Consider the following 21,486-nt stretch of genomic DNA (forward strand, 5'->3'; position numbering starts at 1 on the left):
CGGCGGAGGAAATCGCAGACGGACCACGCTGCCTACTGCCTAGGGCGATGCGAGACCGCCGGCACGGGTTACCCCCTCCTTGTCGAGCTGACGCGTGGTGCGGGTGGGGCGTGGGTGCTGGCGCGGTCAATGACGTTGTGGTGCCGGGCGTGGGCCGTGATGGGGGTTGGCGTGCGCCCATTCGCTACCTCGAACATCACGCTCTGCAGTACAGAGGCTGCTGCATGCGGTGAGAAGCGGAGCGCCCACTTGGGGCTGCCGACGTTGCCGCCCCAGAACGTCCACGCGGCCTGGGTGCAGGGATGGGCTTGTGCGGCAAAGGCGTCGAACTGAACCCCAACGTGACGGCCGCCGGGGGCCTGCCAGCGGATCCGGCGGCCGTCGATGGTGTGCTCCCAGCCGGCGTCGGCCAGCGGGCGTGTGGCCTCGCTGATGGTTTCCTCGGAGAGCGGGCTGCCTGCCGCGATCTTCGTCGCGTCGCCGGAGCCGAGGCTGTCGAGGAGCGCGCATATGATCTGCAGGGGGACCGTGGCGGTCGCGGTGGCGTGCCATAGGCGCTCGCCGACCGGGTTCTCGTACGCCGCGATCTTCCACTGGGCATCGTCAGGGTCGGCCTCGTGGACGAACTCGGCCCGCATGACGAGGGATTCGTGGACTGCGTGGGTGGTCTCGTCCGACCAGGTCCGTTCCCTGTCAAGTCCAGCATGTTGAGTTCGTGGGGCGTCACTGTCCATCAATCTGGTGCTGGCCGTCGCCCAGCAGGGCGCTGCTGGATATCGGTATGTGTCGCGCATGGCAGTCGCTTTCGGGTACACCGTCGACGTGCCTGACCCTGACTTCGGTTCTGCCCCTTCACCTGGGATTGCTGCGGCAGTCAGCCGAGGTAGAAGTCCTTGCGGGCGGCGACGAACTCCTCGACGGTCAGGGGCCGCTTCCCGGTGATGCGCTCAACGTCGATGGTCGCCCTGTCGTAACGGTTCGCGCGGTGCAGCTGCGCCATGGTCGCGATGTGCTGCTCGGTGTGCTGTGGCAGGCCCGCGTTCGCGAGTACCTCTGTGCGCCACCATTGCAGGGGGACGTCCAGATAGGTCACCGTGCGGCCGAGTGCTTCTGAGAACTCTTGGGCTACTTCGGTCATGTCGAGCGCCCGCGGTCCGGTCAGCTCGTACACCTTCCCGGCGTGCTCCCCGGGATCGCGCAGGATGGTCGCGACGACCTGGGCGACGTCGTCGGCAGCGACTGGCGAGGTGCGTCCGGTCCCGAACGGCAGCGCCAGCGTGCCGTTCTCGCGGATCGACCGCGCCGCGAGGGCGGTGAACAACGGATTGTCGAGGAACGTTGTCGGGCGCACGTGCACCACGGGCAGGCCCGACCAGTCCAGCACCTGCTCCGCCAGCCAGTGCAGCCGCTGCTGGTGGGATTCCGCGGTGCTGGTGGCGGTCATCTGCGACACCGTCATCTGCGACATGTCCACCAGCACGTCGAGTTCGCCGTGCGCCTTCGCGACCGTGGCCATGACGGTCGCCGCCAGCAGGTGGTCCGGGGACACACTGAGCCCGAAGTACGTCCGGCGGACGCCGTCGAGCGCGGCCGCCACCGTTTCGGGCCGGGTCAGGTCCCCGGTGACGACCTCGGCGCCCAAGGCCCGCACCTCGGCCGCGCGCTCGTCCTCGCGGCGGATCAGGACGCGGACCGGCACGTTCTGCGCGCGCAGCCGCTCGGTGACGAGGCGGCCCATGCCGCCGGCGCCGGTGACTAGAACGAGGTCGTGATCAGCCATCGGTGGCTTCCTTCCGGAGATGTTCGCAGCGGCCAGGCGCTGGCCGCTGCACGGGTGGTGGTGCGTTTTGGTGCTCGAGGTCGCTGCTCGGGGTGAACGCCATTTCCGCCGATCCGCCGATCCGCCGATCGGTCTCGACGAACGGCCGGCCGCACTTGTGTGTGGGTGTGGTGCTGAGCGCCCCCGCACGATGCACCGCGTGACCGCTCGCGGCCCTCTTGGTGCCAGCCCCGAGGACCTGACGCACATCCGTGCCACCGAAGCCGCCCCGCTCCAGTCCCTGCCAGGATTTACCTGCCCGACCTTGACGGCCTCCGGGCCCGTGGGGCCCTCGGCTCACACTCTCCCGCCTATCCGGGCGCCGCGGATGACGGCCAGTCCGACGAGGGCCCCTATGGGCATCTGCGGCGGCGCATGGCTCCGCCTTCATGACGTCATGACGTCGTGAGGCCGTTGCTTGGCCAAAACGACCTCTTAACCGGCTGCCAGATTCTGGATGCGCAGATGGTTCTCCAGCGCCCAGCGCACGGTCTTTGGCGGTCGCCCGAGCAGGGTTTGGAGCTGGTCGCTGACGCCGAGGTATCCGCCGCCGCCCACCAGCCGGGTCAGGGTCTTCATGTGCTCCGCGGTGTGGGGAATCTCTGCCATGGCAGGGTCCACGTAGGTCTCGTTCCAGGTTTCGACCTCTTCGGGTACGTAGGTGACCTGGCGTCCCAGCACGGCCCCGAAGTCCTCCGCGAACCCGTGCATGTCCTTGAGTTCCGGGCCGTTGAGCTCGTACGACTTCGAGATGTGCGGAGCGGGGTCGGCCAGGATCTTCGCGCACGCCTCCGCCACGTCGTAACCCGCGATGGGCGCGAGCCGGTGGTGGCCGAAGGGCAGGCGCAGTTCACCGTTGCTCAGCGGCTCCAGTGCCAGCCAGGTCATCAAGGGGTTCTCGACGAACATGGCCGCCCGGATGTTGACGGTCGGGAGGCCGGACCACTCCAGCACCTGCTCGGCGATCCAATGAGCGCGCTGCTGCGGCGACCAGTCCGCGACGAGTCCGCCGAGCCATGCACGTCGTTCCTGCTCCGGTGCGGTCATCTTCTCGAACGTCATGAACGACTGCTCGTACTCGGACATGTTGACGAAGACCTCGATGTCGCCCTGGGCCCGCGCCGCCGCGGCCATGAGGCTGACGGCGTCGGTGTAGTACGGCGACAGGCTCATGCTGAAGTAGATGCGCCGGACGCCCTTCAGTGCGGCTGTCACGTCGGCGATGGTGAGCAGGTCTCCGACGAAGACCTCGGCGCCGGCCTGGCGGAGTGCCTGCGCGCGGTCGTCGTCCTGCCGCACGAACGCGCGCACGGGGTGCCCTTGGTCAAGCAGCATGTCGACGATCGTTCGACTCACACCGCCGACATGGCCAGCGGCTCCGGTGATCAGGATGGGATGGCGCTCTGACATCGGTGATTCCCCTATCTGGTTGGGTGGTCAGCTGTATGGAAAGACCACGGAATGCGGCTGGCGATCGTCTTGGGTCGCTTCGGTCGCCTGGGATGCCTATGCCGTCGCTCGGCGCGGTGGCAGGCAAGGGTGTCGGTCGGATTCGGAGAGGTGGCCATGCCCGCAGGAGGGGTCGATGACGGCAAAGCCGCCAGACTCGATGGCCGCCTCCACCCGGGCCTTGGGCCCTTCTCCCGCCGACCCGTGCCCAGCCAGGCGAATTCTGCGCAGTGTCGTGGGGGCGCAGGGCCGTCGACGCGGGCGAGGAAGTCCAGGCGTGCGGCGTTGGTCTCCGCAGGACGCTCCTGCCGCCTCCAGTAACCGCGGCCCGAAAGCACCACCACGTCGTGGAGTTGGGGCGCGACAGCGACCAGCGGGTTGCCCGACCTGGCGGGCCACGGGGAGGCCGGGCAGGAGTTCATCATCAACGACCTGCGGCTGCCGCGGGTCCTCGTCGGCCTTCTGGTTAGCGGCCATTGGTACTTGCGCGGGCTCGACCTCGGTGGCTACGGGCTCTAGCGCAGGGCAGCAGAAGCGGGCTCCGGTGCAGCTGCCGCAGGGTCTTGTGCAGCGGTACCGTTGGATGCGCTTCCTCGCCCAGAGGGTAGGAACACGGCGATGATCGCGCTGGCCGCGACCACGGCGGCACCGACCATAACGGCCGGCTGCGCCGCGTCGACGTACCCGGTGGGCGTGAGTTGGCCGCCGTTGCCAGTGAAGACCGCAGTGAGGACGGCGATCCCGAGCGCGACCCCGATCTCGCGAAGGGTGGAGTTCGCTCCGGACGCCTTCGCGTGGTCGTGCTGGGGCATCCGGGCGAGCACGACGGTCGAGATTGGTCCGAACACAGCACCCATTCCGATTCCCGCGAGTGCGAAGCCCGGCAGCAGCGTGAGGAAGGTCGCGTCGGCGGCCAGCGTTCCCGCCATCCAGAACAGCCCGCCAGCGAGGAGGACCATCCCGCCGGTGATGAGCGCACGCGTGCCGACCCTGGGGGCGAAAATCCCGGCGAGCGGCGCCACGATCATCGGCGCGAGCGTCCACGGCGTCGTCCAGACGCCGGCCTCGAGCGGGCTGCGACCCTGCACGACCTGCAGGAACTGGATGAGGATGAAGACCGCACCGAAGGCCCCGAACGAGAACGTCATCGCAACGATGTTGGCGAGCGTGAAGCTGCGGTCGCGGAAGAGCCGGAGCGGTAGGAGCGGTGCGGACGTGTGTGCCTGCCAGAGGATGAACGCGACCAGCAGCACGGCGCCGCTGATCAGCCCGGAGAGCACCTCGCCACTCGTCCAGCCGGCTTCGTTTCCGCGGACGACGCCGAAAACGAGCCCGAGGACGCCGAGGCCAGCGAGCAGGACGCCGAGGACGTCGGCAGGGACCCGGGCGCCACGGGTGTTCGGCAGCGCGAAGATCGCCAGCGGGACCGCGATGATGCCGACGGGGACGTTGAGCCAGAAGATGGCCTCCCAGCTCCAGTTCTCCACGACGGCGCCACCGACGAGCGGGCCGAGCGCGACGCCTAGACCGGAGATTCCGCTCCAGATGCCGATGCTGACGGCGCGGAGGCGGTCCGGCACGCTTGCGACGAGGAGGGTCAGAGAGAGCGGCATGATCGCGGCGGCGCCGGCGCCTTCGACCGCGCGCCAGACGATGAGTGCCGTCGGGTCGGCGCTCAGCGCGGCGAAGACCGATGAGACGGTGAAGACCGCGATGCCTGCGATGAACAGGTGCCGGCGGCCGAGTCGGTCACCGAGGGCGACGGCGAGAAGGATGAGCGCGGCGAAGGCGAGCGTGTACGCGTTCGTGATCCACTGCAGCTCCTCGACCGAGGCACCGAGGTCGGCGTGCACGGCCGGCAGAGCGCTTGTGACGACGAGGTTGTCGAGCGTTGCCATGAACATCGGGAGGGACGTGGCTACGACAGCGAGCCAGACCGGGACAGAACGCTTCACGTGAACTCCGGTTAGAGGTAATCGTATGATTACTAGCTACGGTAGTTATCCGTTGATACCTTGTCAACATGAGCAATGAACCCACTGACGGCACCACCTCCGGCAGCCGTATGCCTGCCGCAAAGCGGCGCGGACTGATCCTGGACGCAGCCCGCAATCTCTTTGGACGACGTGGCTACCACGGCACCACGACTGACCAGATCGCCGCAGCAGCCGGCATCAGCCAGCCCTACGTTGTGCGGATGTTCGGTACGAAAGAAGCGCTCTTCCTGGAAGTCTTCGCGGACACGTTGGCGACCCTCCTCGACGAGTGGCGCGAAACGCTCGCGGCACTCGCGCCGGAGGACACCGCCGCGCATGCCATTGGTGAGCGCTTCTTCGACCTCGCCGCCAAGCGGGGACTGCACACCGTCCTACTGCAAGGGTTCGTTTCCGGGGCTGAACCAGCGATCGGTGCAGCGGTACGCGACGGTTTCCTGCAGATCTACCGCTTCCTCCGCGACGAAGCAGCATTGCGGGATGAGCAGATTCAGGAGTTCTTCGGTAGCGCGATGACCTTCGCCGTCATGCTGGCGATCGACATGCAGTCGCTGTTCGACCAGGACTCCGACGCCGCGGACCTGCTCCGCGCCACCTTCGGCGCTAGGTGTGGGCAGGTGCTGGAGCTCGTGCGGCAATGATGCCGCGAGTCGCGCTTGAGCCAATCTCAGACGGGTCGCTGCTGGCCAGGCAGCTGCCATGCCGGTTGAACCTCTAAGGGCCTGCGGGCGCCGGTGATGCCTGCTTCATCGGAGGAAGAAGTTGAGGAGAGCTTCGGTGCGCTTGCCGAAGGGCGCGTACAGCAGGCGGGTGGCGTTCCAGCGTCCTTGTATGTAGATGCCCTTGGGGTGGCTGAGGGTGCGGAAGCCTTCGATGCCGTGGTATTTGCCCATGCCGCTGGCGCCGACGCCGCCGAAGGGGAGGTCGTCCTGGGCGACGTGCATGATGGTGCCGTTGACGGTGACGTTGCCGGAGGTCGTGCGGTTAAGGACCTTGCGCCGGTCGGGGCCGTTGTCGCCGAAGTAGTAGAGCGCGAGCGGGCGCGGGCGTGCGTTGACGTAGTTGATGGCGTCGTCGATGTCGCGGTATCCAAAGATCGGCAGGATGGGGCCGAAGATCTCCTCGTGGGCGATGCGCATGTCGTCGGTGACGCCGAGCACGACGGTCGGTGCGAGGGTGTGCGGGCGGCGGGCCGCGTCGTCCGGCCGGTGTCCGACCTCGATGATCCGGGCCCCGTGAGCGCGGGCGTCGTCGATCAGGTCGGTGAGGATCTTGTATTGCTTGTCGTCGATGATCGAGGTGTAGTCGTCGCCGGTGGGGCCGTCGGGGTAGGCGGTCTTCACCAGTCGGTCGTAGGCGTCGATGAAGGCGTCGATCTCGGATTCGTGCACCAGGGCGTAGTCGGGGGCGATGCAGGTCTGCCCGCCGCTGAGAAGCTTGCCGAAGACGATGTCGGACACCGCCTGGTCGCGGACGTGTCCCTTGGCCACGATGGTCGGGGACTTGCCGCCGAGTTCCAGTGTGACGGGGACGAGGCTGTCGCTGGCCGCCTTCATCACGGCTCGGCCGACCTCGGTGCTGCCGGTGAAGACGAGATGGTCGAACGGCAGGGAGGAGAACGCGGAGCCGTCGCCGCTGATGATCGTGACCTGCTCCGGCGGGAAGAGTTCGCTGAGCATCGACGCGAGTACCGCGTTCGTCGCCGGGGTCAGCTTCGACGGCTTGAGCATGACGCGGTTGCCGGCGGCGATCGCGGTGACGACGGGCATGAGCGACAGGTTGACGGGATAGTTCCACGGCGAGATGACGCCGACCACGCCGAGCGGCTGGTATTCGATGCGGTTGCTGCCGAAACGCAGCAGCAGCTCGATGTGGCGGTGGGTCGGGCGCATGAACCGGCGAAGGTTGCGGTGCAGGTAGTCGATGCCCTGCACGACGCCCACGATTTCCATCAGCGCGGTCTCGTGTCGCGAGCGATGTCCGAAGTCGGCGTTGATCGCCTCCTCGATGTCGCCGCGCCGGGCGATCAGGGCCGCCTTGAACCGGGTCAGATCTTGGCGCCGGGCCTCCATGGAGGGCGCTCCGTCGCGGTGGTAGGCGGTGCGCTGGGTCTGGAGGATGTGGTGGAAGCGCTCCGCGTCGGTGGGCTGTCTGGTGATGTCGGTGCTGGTCATGGCGGTGTTTCCTTAGCTGTTGATGAGGGCGGGGGCGATGGGTGCTACGGGCGCTGGCGGCGGTCCATCCAGCCCATGAGCCGGACCATCGAGCGGCGCGGCAGGAGCCTTCCGAGGAGAGCGACTGACCGGCCGTTGGTGATCACCGACGGGGGCGCGGACCGGCGGTCGAGCGTGTCGAGGGCGATCTTCACGACCTGCTGTGGGGTTGCCCGCTTCGTGCCGTAGTCGGCGGTGCTGCCGGCGACGTCGTAGAACTCGGTCCGGGTGGCACCGGGGTTCACGGCCAGGACGCGCAGACCGGTGCCGCGGCTCTCCTCCCACAGCGCTTCGGTGAAGTTGAGGACGAATGCCTTGGTGGCGCCGTAGGCGCTCATGTAGGGGGTCGGCTGGAAGCCGAGCAGGCTCGCGACGTTGATCAGGATGCCGGTATCGGCGGAGGTCAGCGGGGCGATGTAGGCGCGGCTGAGGTCGACCAGCGCGCTGACGTTCAGCGTGATCATGCTCTGCAGGCGGTCGGGGTCCTCGTCGCTGAAGGCGTCGTGGGTGCCGAAGCCGGCGTTGTTGACCAGTCCGGTGGCGTGGATGCCGCGGGACTCGAGTTCGGCGCGCAATGTGCGGCCGGCGTCGGGCTTGCCGAGGTCGCGGGCGACGGTGGTCACCGTGACGCCGTGGGCGCGGGTGAGTTCGGCGGCCAGGCTCTCGAGCCGGTCCGCCCGGCGGGCGACGAGCACGAGGTTCGCGCCGCGGCGGGCCAGCTGGCGGGCGAATTCGGCGCCGAGGCCGGAGCTGGCGCCGGTGACGATGACGGTCTGGCGGTGGTAGTCGATTTTGCTCATGGGTTCACTCTACGCACGGTTTTGCACTGAGTGCAAGCAGGTGCATCGAGTGATACGGCGTACCATCGGTGCATGACTCAGAAACCGGCCCCCTCCCCCATCCGGGAACAGACCCGCTCCGTGGTCCGCTCCCTGCTGGCCCGGACCGCCATCGAGCTGTTCGGCGCCAAGGGCTTCGACAACACGACCCTTGATGAGGTCGCCGCCGCCGCGGGCGTCTCCCGGCGGACCCTGTTCAACTACTTCCGCAACAAGGAGGACCTCGCGCTCAGCGGCCTGGACGAACAGGGCGACCTGATCGCCGCACGCCTCGCGGGGCGCCCGGCCGACGAGGATGCCTGGACGGCGCTGCGCGCGGCGTTCCAGGTGCTCGAGGAGATCGACATAACAGCCGAAGGGCGCCTGGAGTTCATCACGCTGCTGTTCGGCAACGATTCCCTGCGCGCTGGGCACACCGAGAAGCAGGCCCGCTGGCAGGACCTGTTCGCACCGCTGATCGAGCCGCGACTGCCCGACTCCGACCGCCGCACCCTGCAGGCCCGCGCGATCGCGGCCGCAGCGATCGTCTGCCTGCAGGCAGCCAACGAGGAATGGGTACGTCTGGGCGGACAGGCCGACATGCTCGACCTCTACGACACCGCCGTACACGCCATCCGCCGCCCCACCTGAAACCGGCCGCCCCCAGCGCCACACTCGCCGGTGTAGGGGCCAGGGCCCGAACCGCCTGGCCGCGCCCAGCAAGACCGAAGGGTCCGGCCACCGTGAGCCGCGCAGCCGGAGGTCGGCCCTGGACGGGGAGGCGCAGCGGCCGGTGGCCGTCGGCATCGAGCTCGGCGAGCGCGCCGTCGATGTCCACCGTGTGGGTGCCGTCATACGAGCCAGGACTCCGGGGCCGGCTCGTGCTGGTGGAGTTTCCGCGTCGCCGACCTGTAGCCCGCCGAGCGGGCCGCGCTTGACTAGGGGGTGGCGGGGCCCGCCGCGAGTAGGAGAACCGGCTCACCACGCGCGCAGGAACTCAGTGGCTTGAGTCCGGGTGCGGTTGCATCGGCAGCGCTCGGACCGGGGAGGTGGGCTGGGACAGGGTGTGGAGCAACTGTCGGTTGTGCGCAGTGAGTTGGTTGACAGCGCGGACGAGGTGCTCGACGTCGGTCCGCAGCTGGGCCAGTTCGGTGGCGTCCTTGGTGCGGAGTTCCTTCAGTTTGACGATCTGTTGGCGCAGGCGGATCTCGGAGTGCGGCGTCTGTCCGCGTGCCCTGACCTGTGTGTAGAAGTCGTTCCTGAGGTCGAGGTGACGCTGGGTGAGCGCGTTGCGCGGTACGCCGGCTTCCTGAGCCAGGGCGACGATCGTCAGCGCGCCGTTGGAGTGCTGCGCGGTTCCCAGCAGGATGCGGTCCATGGCCGCGCGGATACGGTCGCGTTCGTCGGGTGCGGGGCTCATGCGGTGCCGTCCTGAAGGGTGGTGCGGGTGCGGTGGTGGGTGTCGGCGAGGTCGCGCAGCCGGGCAGCGTTGCTCTGTAGCCGTTCGCCCAGCGGGCCGGGAACGTGGCCTGCCTGCTGGGCGAACGCGGTGGCGCGGAGGCGGAGGCCGGTGGCGTGCTGGTCGGTGCGGGCGATGTTCGGGCAGACAGGGACGCACCGGTCGAGGCTGGGGGTGTCCTTGAGGCCGCGGTGGCACAGGGCCTTGTCGCGTTTGTAGACGCACATCAGCAGCGTGTGGGGATTGTCGTAGACGGCCAAGTGAGGGTTGGCGAGGATCTGTCGGGCCTGCCGTGCGGTGATGACGGTGCCGGTGTACTGGGGCGCGGTGGCGGCGGCCTTGATGGCCCGGCGGGCCGCGGGCCCGGAGATGCCGAGGCCGTCCTCCAGAGCGGCATTCAGGTCGGCGACAGTGTCGATGGTGGCGCGGGCCGTCTCGACGTCGAGGAGGTCGTGGATGCCGTCCCGGCTGCGCGCGGCATATCCGGCCGCTACGGAAGTCCGCAGATGGCCGTACTGAATCGCGAGCGCGACCAGGCCCCCGGGGCGGCGGGCGATGTGCCAGGCCAGGCTCCTGCGGAACCGCTCGGTACCGATCCTCCCGTGCGGATCCGGTGGGATGACCTCATGGGCCAGGCCGCGGGCGGCTGCCTCGTGGTTGGCCCAGGTGATGAAGTCCTCCACCCGGGTGCCCAGGGTGTGCACGGTGAGGGAGCCGGAGCCGGCCCGGGTGCCGCGCAGGTCGTGGGCGTGGTGGTCGAACAGCAGCTGCCCTTGCGAAACCATGCGTTCCAGGACCCGGATGGCGTTCACGACAGGGGCGATGGCCACCCAGGGAGCCGCGCGGACTTCGCCCTCGGAGCGATGGTTGCCGTCTTCGTCGCGGGCGGTCTTGTACACGGTGCTCGTGATCAAGTGCCGCCCGGTGCGCCCCGCGGTGTCCGGCCGTGGGTCGGGGCAGCAGCCGCTGCGCAGCCCGGCCGCCTCGCCGGGACGCATCCCGGTCAGATAGGCGATGATGACGAAGCACGCTGTGCCCAACTGGCGCATCAGGAAGCCTGCTTCGGTGTAGTCGACGGCCTCTCTCCAGGGGAAGCCGCCGAGTTTGCCGGTGACTGGTACACGCAGCGGGCACCGACCGGGCCGGTCCAGGGCGGCCTGCCGCCACCCGTGATCACGGGTGATGCTGTAGACCTGGCTCAGGGAGGCGCCGGTGAGCGCGGCGATATACGCGCCCGCGATCGTGGTTCTGCCCAGCCACTGTGTGGTCGGAATCGACAGCTTGCCGGAGTCGATGCGGTCCATGAAGGCCCGAAGAGCGGCTCGTGAGGCGGGAGTGGCGATGTTGGCGGCAGCCGCCGCACGCACACGGTTGTGTTCAGCCCAGGCGGCCAGGACGTCGTCGCTGTACTCCTCGACCGTGCGGATCGCCCACACGAGCAAGGGGCCCATGGTCTGCTCGGCGATCGCCTCGGTGGCGTTCTCGCCGCCCGGCGTCGCCGTCGGCAGGAAGTCGTCCACCCCCTCGGTCTCCCACGGCGGACAGCCGATTCCACTGGGACGGCCACTGAGCTGGTCGAAGACCCACAGCCGGGTCAGCGACGACAGCACGCCGTGCACCGTGATGCGGGCCGACCCGCCATCGCACAGGTGACGGCCGAACTCACCCAGTACCGGTGTGGTGCAGTCGCTCAGCGTGGTGATGCCCCGGTCGGTGAGCCACACGGCCAGTCGGCACCAGGTCCCGATCGTCTGATAGATGACCTTGGGGGCCTGGCGTGAGCGCCAGGTGGGATGGCGCTCACGCAGGAACACTGCGGGCAGCTCGCCGTTGATCAAGGTCCAGGCGGCCAGCCGCATCTCCTCCCGGAACGTGCCGGGGAACGCAGACCAGTGGATGGTGCTGTGCGTGACACCCGGGTTGGCGTTCATCGGGATCAGCGGCCAGGCCGATGCCGCGTAGCACGCGATGGGGCCGGCGTAGCCGTCGACGACCCGGTGGGCGGGGATGACGGGGGTGGCGGGTCCGGGAAGGACAGGGAGGGGGGCTGGGGTAGCCGTCACGAGTCGAGGTCTCCGTTGAGCAGCAGGGCGATGAGATCGCGGTCGGTGTCCGTCACGTCAGCCAGGGCGCGAGTCCACACCGCGGCGCCAAGCTGGCCCTTGAGGTGCTCCAGGCGAGCGTGCCCGTTCTCCCACTGGCGTTGCCACTGGCCCGGCTCCATGGCGGTGCGCAGGCTGTCGAGCGCGTGGTGCAGATGGGCCAGACGGCTGTGGTGGGCGGGGTGGATCCGGGCATTGGGGCAGGCCAGACACATCAGGAACGAGGCCCCACAGCCTCCGCCGGGCCCGGGATAGGGGCTGTTGTCGTAGTCGTGGCAGTCGGCGGTAGCGGTCGGCTGGTCGGCCGGATCGGCTCGCTTGCGCAGTTCGGCGGCGAGCACGGTGGCGCGGGCCTTGGCCACGACGGCTTCAGCCGCCTCGGCGATGACCGGGACCGCGGCCTGGCGGACCTGGGGATCGCCCAGCGCGTAGACGCGGTCGTGAGTGGCTTGGCTGTTCTGTCCGGGCGCGCGCCGGTGGAGCGTGTTCACCGTCCGTCGCCCCCTGCGGAACGGCGAGGAGGGGAGGCCCTGTTGGGTCGCCCAGCCCTTGGCCGTGCGGCCGGAGATTCCGAACCCGAATACCCCGATGCCCAACTTCCTGCCGGTCTCGTCCTGTGGATGGACCTCCAGCGGGGCTCTTCCGGAGCGCCAGATCAGGAAGCGGTCTGTGCCGGGGCTCAGAGTGTGCACGGCCGCGCGGGCGAACACGGTGGCCTCCAGCGCCTGCGTGATGAGCCGCCCAGGGGAGGCGGCCCCGTCGTCGGTGAGGTTGCGGGTTTCGAAGTACCGTCCGGCGCCGCGCTTGTGCTTCTCCAGCTCGACCCGGTAGATCCGCGGGCCGTTGCTGCCGGCGTCCGGGGCCGCTTGCGGCACCTTCAACCGGTTGATGACCGACAGGTTCCAGCCGTGCTCGGCCAGCAACAGCACCCCCAGCGCGACCGTCTCCATTCGGGTCAAGAACAGTCGCTGCCACGTGTGCTCGGGCTTTTCCCCGCCCAGCACCCGCGCATAGCGAGCGAGCACACGGCTACGCTGGCGACGCACCCTGGTGTCGTGGGGTGCCTCACCGGTCCGGGCCAGACAGTCCAGCGCCTCGCCCAGCAGCCATGCCTCGCTGCCGCGAGCGAAAGTCCCCGACCGCCATTGGGCGAGATGGCGGGCATTGTCCGTGATCCGTAGATGCGCGGCACGGAACATACGCCGCGCCGTGGTGACGATCGCGTCGAACTCGGCGTCCTGGAAGGACGCTTCCTTGGCTGCGGGTTTCAGGACGCGGCGGGCGAGCGCCTCCCGTGCCGCCGCGGATAGCCGCGGGTCGTCAAGCAACAGCCCCCGCACGGTGGTGATCTGGCGGTAGCCGAGCGGGGCGTTCGGCCGGCTGAGCCTCCACTGCTGCCACACCCCCGCGGTCAACTGGTCAAGATCGGCAACCGGCGCGTCCAGTGTGGCCAGGAAGGCGGTGAACGCCTGCAAGGGGAGCCAGAAGTACCTGCTGCTTTGGTGCGAGGTCCACCGGCTCGGCACACATCGCGCGGCGAACAGACGGGCCAGCGACAGGCGCAGGGTGTCCCCGACCGGCAGAGCACGGAAGTCGTAGACAGCGACGGCTCCCGATCGGTCTCGGTGCTCGACGACGAGGCCGTCGTCCAGCAGAACCGCTGGCCTGCACACCAGCGTTGTTGGCAGCGGCGCCGTACGCCCACGTCTGTTCATCGCGCCGCCCGCGTGGCGACCCGCAGTATGGCGTCGATGTCCTGGATGCCCCCGGCCTCCCGCGCCAGACGCGCGAACACCCCATCCATCTCCTGCGCCGACGGCTCCCCCTCGCGGAACGAAGGCGCGGTGGTCAGCAGCGACCGCAGCTGAAGGTCGGCGACCGGGGCCAGATATCGCTCGCGGGTCGTCTCAAGGAACGCATGACCCAACAGGTCCTGCACCATCCGCCAAGGGTCCCCGTACAGCAGCCGGTAGTCCCGCCGCTCCTCCGGGCTCAACCCGAACCTCTGGTCCATCAAGTTGTGCAGGATGACCAGCATGTAGAGGGCGAAGCTGTGCCGGCAGGAATGGGGCGTCGCGTACGGCGCCAGGCTGCGGTGCGGGTCCAGCCGACGCTCCGGCTCCGGATCCAGAACCGCCCGGCACCGCTGGTTCGCCGCGGTGAAGACGTTGTTCCACGAGTGCGGCTGAAACGGCAGGCCCATCTCGTTCAGCCACAGCCACAACGGCTCCGGTCCCGCCGGGCCTTCGGTGTACCACGTCATCCGTTCGTCTGCGGTCGCCTCCGTCAGCGCAATGCGGCCCGTGACGCCCTTGCTGTCGCACCAGTACACCGTCGGTTTCGGTCCCCGGCTCACCCGGGTGACCAGCCGCATGTCTCGCACGCCGTCGTACCGGCCCCGGGTCTGGGCCGTTCGGATGGCTTGTGCGCGCGAGGAGTCGACGTAGTTCTCGATATCGCCCACCACATGAGCCTCGACGTAGTAGGTACGGGCCTTCTTGGAACGAGTGACCGCCGCTGCGAGGCGCCCAGTGTAGTAACGGCCGCCCTCCAAACGCAGTGACGGCACCTCGAACGTCAACAGTGAGGCGCCTTCCAGCCGCCGTACCCCCGAAGAGGTCAGCAAGCGCACGAACGCAACGTTGCGGTCTTCCAGGCGGCCCACCCAGCCCGGCGAGGGAAGACAGTCAGTGCCGTAACCGCGCAGCCCGACGTCCACCCAGAGACGGAACGTCCGAGGTGTCAGCCAGTGGACATTGCTGCCCCGGGCGTCCTTCGCCTTCCCGTCCGGCACCTCGACAATCCGCCCATGCCGGCCCGCTACCCGATGCACCGGCACCGGGTTGCGCGGTAGGAACTCGTTAGCCGGCTTCGTCGCCCACGTGTACAGGCTCATCAGCGCGGCCAATTCCCGATTCCACTTGTTCCCGCCCACCCGCACCGGGTTCTCGGGCGAGGACTCGCGCCAGAACTGGAAGTCGTCGACATCCGTCTCCACGGCCATCGTCCATACCTTCCCGCGCAGCCACAGAAAGTTGAGGAACAGGCAGAGGTCCGTGATGTAGTTCCGCTTCGTCTCTCTTGTGTATCCCCGGAACGGATTACTGCGCGTGTACAGGCCGAGGAGTTCGTCGATGCGGTAGTCCGGTGCCAGCAGAATCGGGTCGCCGGGCCGGATCCCGGTTGATGCCTCGCGCTCCGGCAGGTCCGTCCATCCCGCCAGAACTGGCACGCACGGTGTGGCGATCGGCGCCGGCTTGGGAACCCAGAAGACACGCCATTTGTTCATCGCGCCACCCTGTCAGATCGGCTTCAACACGCCGATTCAATAGGGATGCAGTGCCACTTTTCCCACTCGCCGTGCGACTCGAGAAAGTCGTTCAGGAGTGCTTCGTGGTTGCCGGCCGCGGCAGCATGCGCGTCTACGAGCCTGGGCGTTGCCGGTGCCGTCGGCGCGTCGGCCGTACCCGGTAGCGAGGTGCGAATCCGTTCAGCTTCGTGCTCGGTGCTGGTGGCCGGCGCCGGGCCGGGGCGTACGGCATCGTCGTAGAGGCGATCGAACTCGGTGATGGCTTCCACGGGCGTGTCGTACCGCAGCGATTCGGTGCGCAGGTGGTTTTCCCCGTGGAGGTGGATGCTCGGGCCGTGGAGGTAGGTGCCGACGGCGACGGTGGTCCAGCCGTCGTGGGCGTGGGCGTGGATGATCAGGCGCCCGTGCCGGATGTCGTCGTAGATCTTCTGGGCGTCGTCGGAAACCTCGCGGATCTCCTCGCGCGAGCACCAGGGCATGGGGTAGTTGGCCCAGGTCCATTCCGTGTCGATCTCCTCGCGCAGCTCGGGGGTGACGTCCACGCTGAGGTTCTCGGCTCGCAGGGCGAGCGCGGCTTGCTCGGCGTAGTGCGGTTCCTCGCGGTCGATGCGTGCCATGACCATCGTCTGTTCGTCCAGCGGCTCGAAGCCGTGGAGGGTGAGAAGGGCTTGGATCGTGCGGGTGGGGGTGCCCGTGGTGGTGGCGGTGACGGCGCTGGAGCGCTCCTGGTACAGGTCGAGGCGGATGTGAGGGGCTGCTTCGGGGTGCGGCAATCTGGCCTCGTTTCGCGGCTCCGGCCGGCGAGGGTCGGCCGGAGCGGGTGGTCATCGGAGTGCGCGTGCTGCGGTGGTTCGGGGCGGCGGGCCGGCCCGGGAGACGGCCGGGCTGCGCGGGGCACGGGGAGTCGTCGGCGGCGTAGGGGCGGTGCTGCGCTGCCAGCGGGTACGCAGTGCGGCGAGGTCGGCCAGGGCACGACGGCTGCCGGTGATCAGTTGGTGCGTGGTGTTGGCCGGGTCCTCGGCGTAGGTGGCGATCCGTGTGGCGACGTCGCACGCGCGTGCCAGCAGGGCGCGTTGAAGGAGGCGTTCGCCCCAGTAGTCGGCTGACCCGACGGGTGTGGAGACCAGGGCCATCAGGTCACCGGCGGAGAGGTCGTCGGCGAGGAGCCCGCGATGCTGGGCTTCCCAGAGCACGGTGACCGGGTCCACGGGCTCGGCGCGGTGGACCAGCGAGGTCAGGCACTGCCACAGGGCTGCGTGCAGGGGCTGTGTGAAATCCTCGGGCTGGAGCCAGCGCATGTCCTTCAGAGCGGCCGGGTGCGCGGTGGCCGTGGCGAGGAGGAGTCGCTCCTCGTCGAGGGCGTCCTCGCTGCTGCGTGCCGCGGGTTGCTTCGGCAGGACAGTACGTGGCAGGGAGCCCGGGTGCGGAGCGAACCGTCCGGCGAGCGTGTCCAGGAACTCTGCGAGGGAGTTGGCCTGGGCAAGGGTGGCTACGGTCCGGTTCGGCAGGGCTGCGTCGGCCGCGGTCTGGTCGAGGCGTTGGGCGTGCATGAGCAGCGTGCGCCGGGCGTGATCGGATTGGATCATCCGGGCGTACGTCGGCGCGTGCTGGGGCCACGGGCAGACCTGGACGAGGGTGTGAAGGTAGGAGGCCGTCAGCCCGGGGGCACGGGGGCGGGCCGCGTCGAGGACAGTGTTGAGCCAGGCGGGATCGGAGCGGTGGGCCTCCGGATCAGGCAGCGGCACCGTCCGCATGGCTTGGAAGAGAGCACCGTGGGCGTGGTTGCTGAACTGCTCGGCCTCCAGAACACGGATGTCGGAGAGCCGGTGGGGGTCCAGGAGGAGCGCCCCGAGCAGGGACTGCTCGGCGTAGTGGACGGGCCGCGGAGAGGGCAGGTCGTCCAGGTCGTCCTCGTACGGGTCGGTGGAGTGGGGCATCTACGCGGCCAGGGTGAAGTCGTCGGGGTGGAGGGTCTTGCCGAGGTACGGGGCCAGCAGATGGGCGGCGAGCCGGGGCGGCACCGCGTTGCCGATCTGGCCGAAGACCTGCCCCTTGTTCCCGGCCCAGGGGTAGTCGGCGGGGAAGGTCTGCAGGCGGCCGGCTTCCTGGGCGGTGATCCGGATGGACTCCGGCGCCGGCTGCTCCTCGCCAGCGGTGCGGGGGGCGGCTTCGGCGATCCACACGCATTCGTTGGCGCGATGGCCGAAGAACAGGGTGCCGGCCGGTTCGTCAGACCTTCGGACGGTCGCGTTGGACTGGTTGTTGCTGCGCAGGGACCATGACCAGCGGTGTGCTTCGCCGGTGAACGTGGGGGCCGGCTCGTCGGCCGGCCGGTTCTCCCTGGCCCCGTGCCGGGCCGACCACCCCGCGCCTTCCCGGCGCGACTGCAGGACGAGGGTGCTCTGGGGCTTCCAGGCCCCGCGGTCGCGGGCGTCGCTGAGGGTCTTGCGGGATCCGGACGGGAAGGGCTCCGGGCCGCCTCCCGGCCCTCCGCCGGCGCATACGGTCGGCACCGGCCGGTCGGTGGCACCCCAGCCGAGGGCTTCGGCCATGGATACCCAGCGGGCGCGGCCCGGCCCGAACAGCGACTCCGGCTCGGCGACTTTGGCGTGGGTGGGCGGCGGGGGCTCGGCGGTGCGGGTGCGGGAGGCGAGCAGGATCGCGCGCCGCCTGGTCTGCGGCACTCCGTAGTCCGCCGCGTTCAGGATCCCCGTCCACACCGAGAAGCCCCAGCTGCGCAGGACCGCGGCGTACTGACGCCACAGCGGCAAGACGTCCGGGACTTCCTCCATCGCGATCCACTCGGGTTGGCCGTGCTGGTTGAGGGCGTGCAGGTAGCGCATGGGCTCGGCGGCGAGCAACGAGCGTTCGTCCTGGCAGGCGGTGAGGAGCTGTTCACGGGTGTCGCGGCCGACGGCGAGGTCAGCAACGGCCTGGTGGACCAGCGGCTGGTCGAGGAGCCCGAGACGTTTACCGGCCATCGACCATGCCTGGCAGGGCGGGCTGGCGATGAGCCCGGCGGTCCTTCCGAGGAAGGGCCCCACCGGATACATCGCGACATCGGTGCGGATGGTCAACTGCCGAGCGGCTGCGCGGGTCTTGCAGGCCCACTCGTCCCATTCCAGGCCGACGTCGCGCACCCCGAGGATCGTCAGGGCGTGGCTCCAGCCGCCAGGTCCGGCGAACAGATCGAGGACGATCACGTCGCCAGCCCGAAGTCGTCGCGGGCCAACGCCTCCGCGTCGCCGCGGCAGGCCCAGGGCGAGCATCCGTCCGGTACACCCTCCTCCAGCACCGCGACGTCGTCGTCGCTGCCCAGCTCCTGCTGGAGGGCCGCCCACTCGGCGGCGGTGACGTGATCGATAGGGGCGTCGGCCAGGGGCACGCGGGAGCGGTGGAGGAACGCCTCGCCCAGCAGCCGGTTGCCGCTGGCGTTCGCGCGGGCGTTGCCCTGGCGGATGGCGGCGTCGAAGGCCACCACGTCCGCCCACTCGGCAGGTGAGGTGTCGCGGATGTGGCGCCATTGAGCGTTGCCGTGGAAGGGGCATCCCAGGCAGCTGCTCTTGGGGGTGTCCGCCAGGTTGAGCGACGTCAGGTACCGGATGCAGTCGGTGCGCGACCAGCCCAGGTCAATGAGCGGGTGCCGGTTACGCATGTACTTCACGTCCGCGTCCTTGGCGCGATGGAACTCGTCGGTTGAGATACCGACCCACTGCTCGACGAACACCTCCCGCGGGATCCGGGCGGGGTAGGGATAGCCGAGGAGGACTCTGACCTGCTTCTTTATTGGTTTGATCTTATATTCACCGGTGCACTGCCGTCGGGTCATCCCGGACTTGCCGTCCTGGTTGAGGATGTAGAGGGGCATGGAGGCGAACCGGTGGTGCGGATCGAGGGCGTCGTCGCGGATGTTGCCGGCGGACACGCGTAGGACGGGGATGCCGGCCGGGGCGGCTATCTCACGCTCCAAGCGGTCGAGGTGCTTATAGACGGCGCGGGGTTCCCAGCCGGTGTCGGCGAAGATCGCGTAGTCGACCTTGGGAAGGACACCTTCGGCGGACAGGGCGAGCAGGGTGCTGGACTGGACTCCGGCACCGAGCGAAAGGATTTTCAGGGTGGGGGTGTTCATAGGATTCCAGGGGTGAGGGCGGGGTGATCCGCGAGGTGACGGGACAGCCGGGGTGCCGGGGCAGCTCGGGCGAGGGTGGGCGACTGCGGCATCCGAGGCCAGTCAGGACGGGGGCGCGATGTCGCGGATTGGACGGGCCGCCGGTGACGGCGGGCCTGCGTCCCCGGGGTGGGTCGACGGGGGTCAGCGGGTGCGCGGCGTGGCTGTGCTGGTGGGCGGCGGTACGGGCGGGCTCGTGGTGGTGCGTGTGTGAGTGGCGGCGCCGCGGAGGACTTCGAGGTGGGCGCCAGTTTCGGCAAGGCGCCAGAACGTCCATCCGGTACGGACGGGCGAGACCTGCGGGCGTAGCGCCGTGATGACGGCGCGAGCAGCGCCGCTGGGAGTTTTGTACTGCCCCGCCCCGGGGCCTGCGGGGATGCTCAAGGCGCCGGTGGAACGGTCGAAGTGCCCATCGATGCGCCTGCGCTGATAGATGGCGTAGACGGGGGTGAGCATGTCTGCGCGGGCTGGTGTCTCGAACGAGGGCTGGGCGTAGAGGCGGAGCAGATGAGCGATGGTCTCGTCTGCGGTGAGCCCCAAGGCGCGCGCGAGGAGAGCCACTTGCTGGTGGATGTCGGTCTCGATGTGGAGGTGCTGGGTCGGGAATGTCAGGTCATTCTCCTCAGTGGTTATGGAACGGAGGCCCGCCCGGGGTCGGGCTGTGGTTGTGTCGTACGTCCGAAGCCGCTCTGAGCGCTGACAGGGCGTGCATGGCTTTGCCGTCCGATCCGCGCTCCTTGCGTTTGCTGATGGAGGCGTCGTAGGCCGCGTGCAACACGCTGAATTCGGCACAGACCGGCACCAAGGGAAAGGGCACGGAATCGGGGCTGATCTGAAATGGTCTGTCCTGAGGGTTGGAAACGGGGTGGCGCGCCCTCAACACGGCTGGTTCGCGTGGTGAATGGGCGGTACCAGCCGGTCGCGGTGTATCGCGTGGCAGAGGGCGGGGATGCGGCCGAGGAGGTCGGCGGCCGAAGCGATGAGCTGCTGGGGCGAGGGCCCGAGGACAACGACCCGTCCCGACGCGGCGCCGGCGCAGCGGCGCTGGTTCTCCACGGCGCGAGCCAGAGCCGCGGTCAGCTCGGCACCGGCGCCTTGGGCAGCCTTGGCGATCTGCGCGAGGCGGTCGAGGAATAGCAGTTCATCGGCCGTGGTGTACGGCCGGGCCTGCGTGAGGTCGAGAAGTGCTTCCAGCGCGCTGCGGGCGAGGTCCTGTGCATCGGTGATCCAGAGGGCCAGAGTGCGGGCGCGGCCCTTGCCGCCGGCGCGCAGGGCACGGTGCAGGGCAAGCGCGTCGGTGCTCAGGCGGGAAAGGGCTTCGGCCGGTGCAGGGGAATCAGACACGGTGCTCCGCGGGGTGGGGTGGGCGCAGTGCCTGGGCGAACGAGGCGGCCACAGCGGGGGCCTGGTTGGGGTTCGCCAGCAGGGTACGGACAACAGGGGTGCCGATGACGACCGCGTCCACCAGCGGGGCGACCTGTGCGGCGAGGGCCGGGGTGGAGATCCCTACTCCCGAGACGACGGGGAGCGAACTTGCCGTCCGAAGATGCTGGGTGAAGGCGGCGAGGGCAGGTATGTCCAGGACGCCCTGGTGGCCGGTGAGGGCCGTACTGGCGGGTGCGTACAGCCATCCCGATGCCCCGGCGACCGCCTTCGGCAGACCGGACTCAGGGGTTTGACGCGAGACGAGGCTGGGCGTGAACAGGCCCGCGCTGCTCGCGGTCTCATGCCAGCGTGCGGCCATGTGCGCGGGCAGATCGACGACCATCACCCCGGCGGCACCGGCGTCGGCGAACAGACCTGCCACGTGCTCTGGGCCGTAGCGGCTGACGGAATCCCAGTAGGCCATGACGACGGTCGGCCGAAGGCGAGCGGCGTACTCAACCGCACGGACGGCGCGATCCAGCACGTGCCCGTTCCGCAGAGCGCGGCGGTAGGCGGACTGGATAACGGGACCGTCGAGGAAAGGCGCGCGGTGGGGGAAGCCGATCTCGACCAGGTCGGCTCCGGCCTGCGCGAGGCAGTCGAGGTGATGCTGCTCAGCGCTCTGCGGATGCAGGCCGGCGGGGAGGAAAACACCGAGTTGGCATGCGGGTTGGGCGAGGAGTGTGTCGAGTTTCTGAGCGGCGAGCAGGATGTTCCTCTCCATGTGGG

At 69.1% G+C, this 21,486-nt stretch carries 19 protein-coding genes; 2 read left to right on the forward strand and 17 right to left on the reverse strand.

Translation table 11 applies throughout. From position 1 onward, the window contains the following. Positions 1-68 precede the first annotated feature (68 nt). The 4 genes from ACFYQ5_RS20555 to ACFYQ5_RS20570 all read right to left on the reverse strand — a co-directional run bounded on the left by ACFYQ5_RS20555 (position 69) and on the right by ACFYQ5_RS20570 (position 5,223). Positions 69-638, reverse strand: a complete 570-nt coding sequence (locus tag ACFYQ5_RS20555; protein ID WP_389199265.1) for a DUF317 domain-containing protein — start codon at positions 636-638, stop codon at positions 69-71. 236 nt (positions 639-874) lie between these two features. Next, on the reverse strand, positions 875-1,780 hold the full coding sequence (locus ACFYQ5_RS20560; RefSeq protein ID WP_356307348.1) for an NmrA family NAD(P)-binding protein: 906 nt from the start codon (positions 1,778-1,780) through the stop codon (positions 875-877). Positions 1,781-2,254: 474 nt separating this feature from the next. Continuing rightward, positions 2,255-3,154 (reverse strand): NAD(P)H-binding protein, encoded by a 900-nt coding sequence (locus ACFYQ5_RS20565; protein WP_389199267.1) that lies wholly within the window; start codon positions 3,152-3,154, stop codon positions 2,255-2,257. 629 nt (positions 3,155-3,783) lie between these two features. After that, positions 3,784-5,223 (reverse strand): DHA2 family efflux MFS transporter permease subunit, encoded by a 1,440-nt coding sequence (locus ACFYQ5_RS20570; RefSeq protein ID WP_389199269.1) that lies wholly within the window; start codon positions 5,221-5,223, stop codon positions 3,784-3,786. Positions 5,224-5,291: 68 nt separating this feature from the next. On the opposite strand from ACFYQ5_RS20570, the gene ACFYQ5_RS20575 reads away from it, so the two are divergent. Continuing rightward, entirely contained in the window at positions 5,292-5,903 is a 612-nt protein-coding gene (locus ACFYQ5_RS20575; RefSeq protein WP_356307340.1) for a helix-turn-helix domain-containing protein, read from the forward strand. A gap of 105 nt (positions 5,904-6,008) precedes the next feature. Here ACFYQ5_RS20575 and ACFYQ5_RS20580 read toward each other — a convergent pair whose 3' ends face one another. Together ACFYQ5_RS20580 and ACFYQ5_RS20585 are read right to left on the reverse strand one after the other, a co-directional pair. Beyond that, positions 6,009-7,436 (reverse strand): coniferyl aldehyde dehydrogenase, encoded by a 1,428-nt coding sequence (locus tag ACFYQ5_RS20580; protein ID WP_389199270.1) that lies wholly within the window; start codon positions 7,434-7,436, stop codon positions 6,009-6,011. 44 nt (positions 7,437-7,480) lie between these two features. Further along, the gene (locus ACFYQ5_RS20585; RefSeq protein WP_356307336.1) at positions 7,481-8,275 is read right to left on the reverse strand and encodes an SDR family oxidoreductase; all 795 of its coding nucleotides are present in this window, start codon (positions 8,273-8,275) and stop codon (positions 7,481-7,483) included. 72 nt (positions 8,276-8,347) lie between these two features. On the opposite strand from ACFYQ5_RS20585, the gene ACFYQ5_RS20590 reads away from it, so the two are divergent. Further along, positions 8,348-8,944, forward strand: a complete 597-nt coding sequence (locus ACFYQ5_RS20590; protein ID WP_356307334.1) for a TetR family transcriptional regulator — start codon at positions 8,348-8,350, stop codon at positions 8,942-8,944. Between the two features lie 346 nt (positions 8,945-9,290). On the opposite strand, the gene ACFYQ5_RS20595 is transcribed toward ACFYQ5_RS20590, so the two are convergent. The 11 genes from ACFYQ5_RS20595 to trpA all read right to left on the reverse strand — a co-directional run bounded on the left by ACFYQ5_RS20595 (position 9,291) and on the right by trpA (position 21,481). Continuing rightward, positions 9,291-9,713, reverse strand: coding sequence for a hypothetical protein (locus tag ACFYQ5_RS20595; RefSeq protein ID WP_356307333.1), 423 nt, complete (start codon positions 9,711-9,713; stop codon positions 9,291-9,293). Continuing rightward, on the reverse strand, positions 9,710-11,815 hold the full coding sequence (locus tag ACFYQ5_RS20600) for an integrase (RefSeq protein WP_389199273.1): 2,106 nt from the start codon (positions 11,813-11,815) through the stop codon (positions 9,710-9,712). The genes ACFYQ5_RS20595 and ACFYQ5_RS20600 overlap by 4 nt, the downstream gene beginning before the upstream one ends. Next, entirely contained in the window at positions 11,812-13,527 is a 1,716-nt protein-coding gene (locus tag ACFYQ5_RS20605; protein WP_389199274.1) for a hypothetical protein, read from the reverse strand. Before ACFYQ5_RS20605 ends, ACFYQ5_RS20600 begins: the two co-directional genes overlap by 4 nt. A gap of 38 nt (positions 13,528-13,565) precedes the next feature. Beyond that, on the reverse strand, positions 13,566-15,143 hold the full coding sequence (locus ACFYQ5_RS20610) for an integrase (protein WP_389199276.1): 1,578 nt from the start codon (positions 15,141-15,143) through the stop codon (positions 13,566-13,568). A 23-nt stretch (positions 15,144-15,166) separates the two neighbouring features. Then, positions 15,167-15,937, reverse strand: coding sequence for a hypothetical protein (locus tag ACFYQ5_RS20615; RefSeq protein WP_389199278.1), 771 nt, complete (start codon positions 15,935-15,937; stop codon positions 15,167-15,169). Positions 15,938-15,988: 51 nt separating this feature from the next. Further along, entirely contained in the window at positions 15,989-17,101 is a 1,113-nt protein-coding gene (locus tag ACFYQ5_RS20620; protein ID WP_389199280.1) for a DnaB-like helicase N-terminal domain-containing protein, read from the reverse strand. Next, complete coding sequence (locus ACFYQ5_RS20625; RefSeq protein WP_389199443.1) at positions 17,102-18,364, reverse strand: DNA cytosine methyltransferase; 1,263 nt, start codon at positions 18,362-18,364, stop codon at positions 17,102-17,104. Then, complete coding sequence (locus ACFYQ5_RS20630; protein ID WP_389199445.1) at positions 18,364-19,236, reverse strand: hypothetical protein; 873 nt, start codon at positions 19,234-19,236, stop codon at positions 18,364-18,366. The genes ACFYQ5_RS20625 and ACFYQ5_RS20630 overlap by 1 nt, the downstream gene beginning before the upstream one ends. 240 nt (positions 19,237-19,476) lie before the next feature. Continuing rightward, positions 19,477-19,893 (reverse strand): hypothetical protein, encoded by a 417-nt coding sequence (locus ACFYQ5_RS20635; protein ID WP_389199282.1) that lies wholly within the window; start codon positions 19,891-19,893, stop codon positions 19,477-19,479. A 315-nt stretch (positions 19,894-20,208) separates the two neighbouring features. Continuing rightward, positions 20,209-20,676 carry a hypothetical protein gene (locus tag ACFYQ5_RS20640; protein ID WP_389199283.1) on the reverse strand — a complete coding sequence of 156 codons (468 nt, stop codon included), beginning with the start codon at positions 20,674-20,676 and terminating at the stop codon, positions 20,209-20,211. After that, a complete protein-coding gene (trpA, locus tag ACFYQ5_RS20645; RefSeq protein WP_389199285.1) occupies positions 20,669-21,481 on the reverse strand; it encodes a tryptophan synthase subunit alpha in 813 nt (270 codons plus the stop codon). The genes ACFYQ5_RS20640 and trpA overlap by 8 nt, the downstream gene beginning before the upstream one ends. Positions 21,482-21,486: the final 5 nt, after the last annotated feature.

This window comes from Streptomyces sp. NPDC005794 (genome assembly GCF_042871445.1).
Lineage (GTDB): Bacteria > Actinomycetota > Actinomycetes > Streptomycetales > Streptomycetaceae > Streptomyces.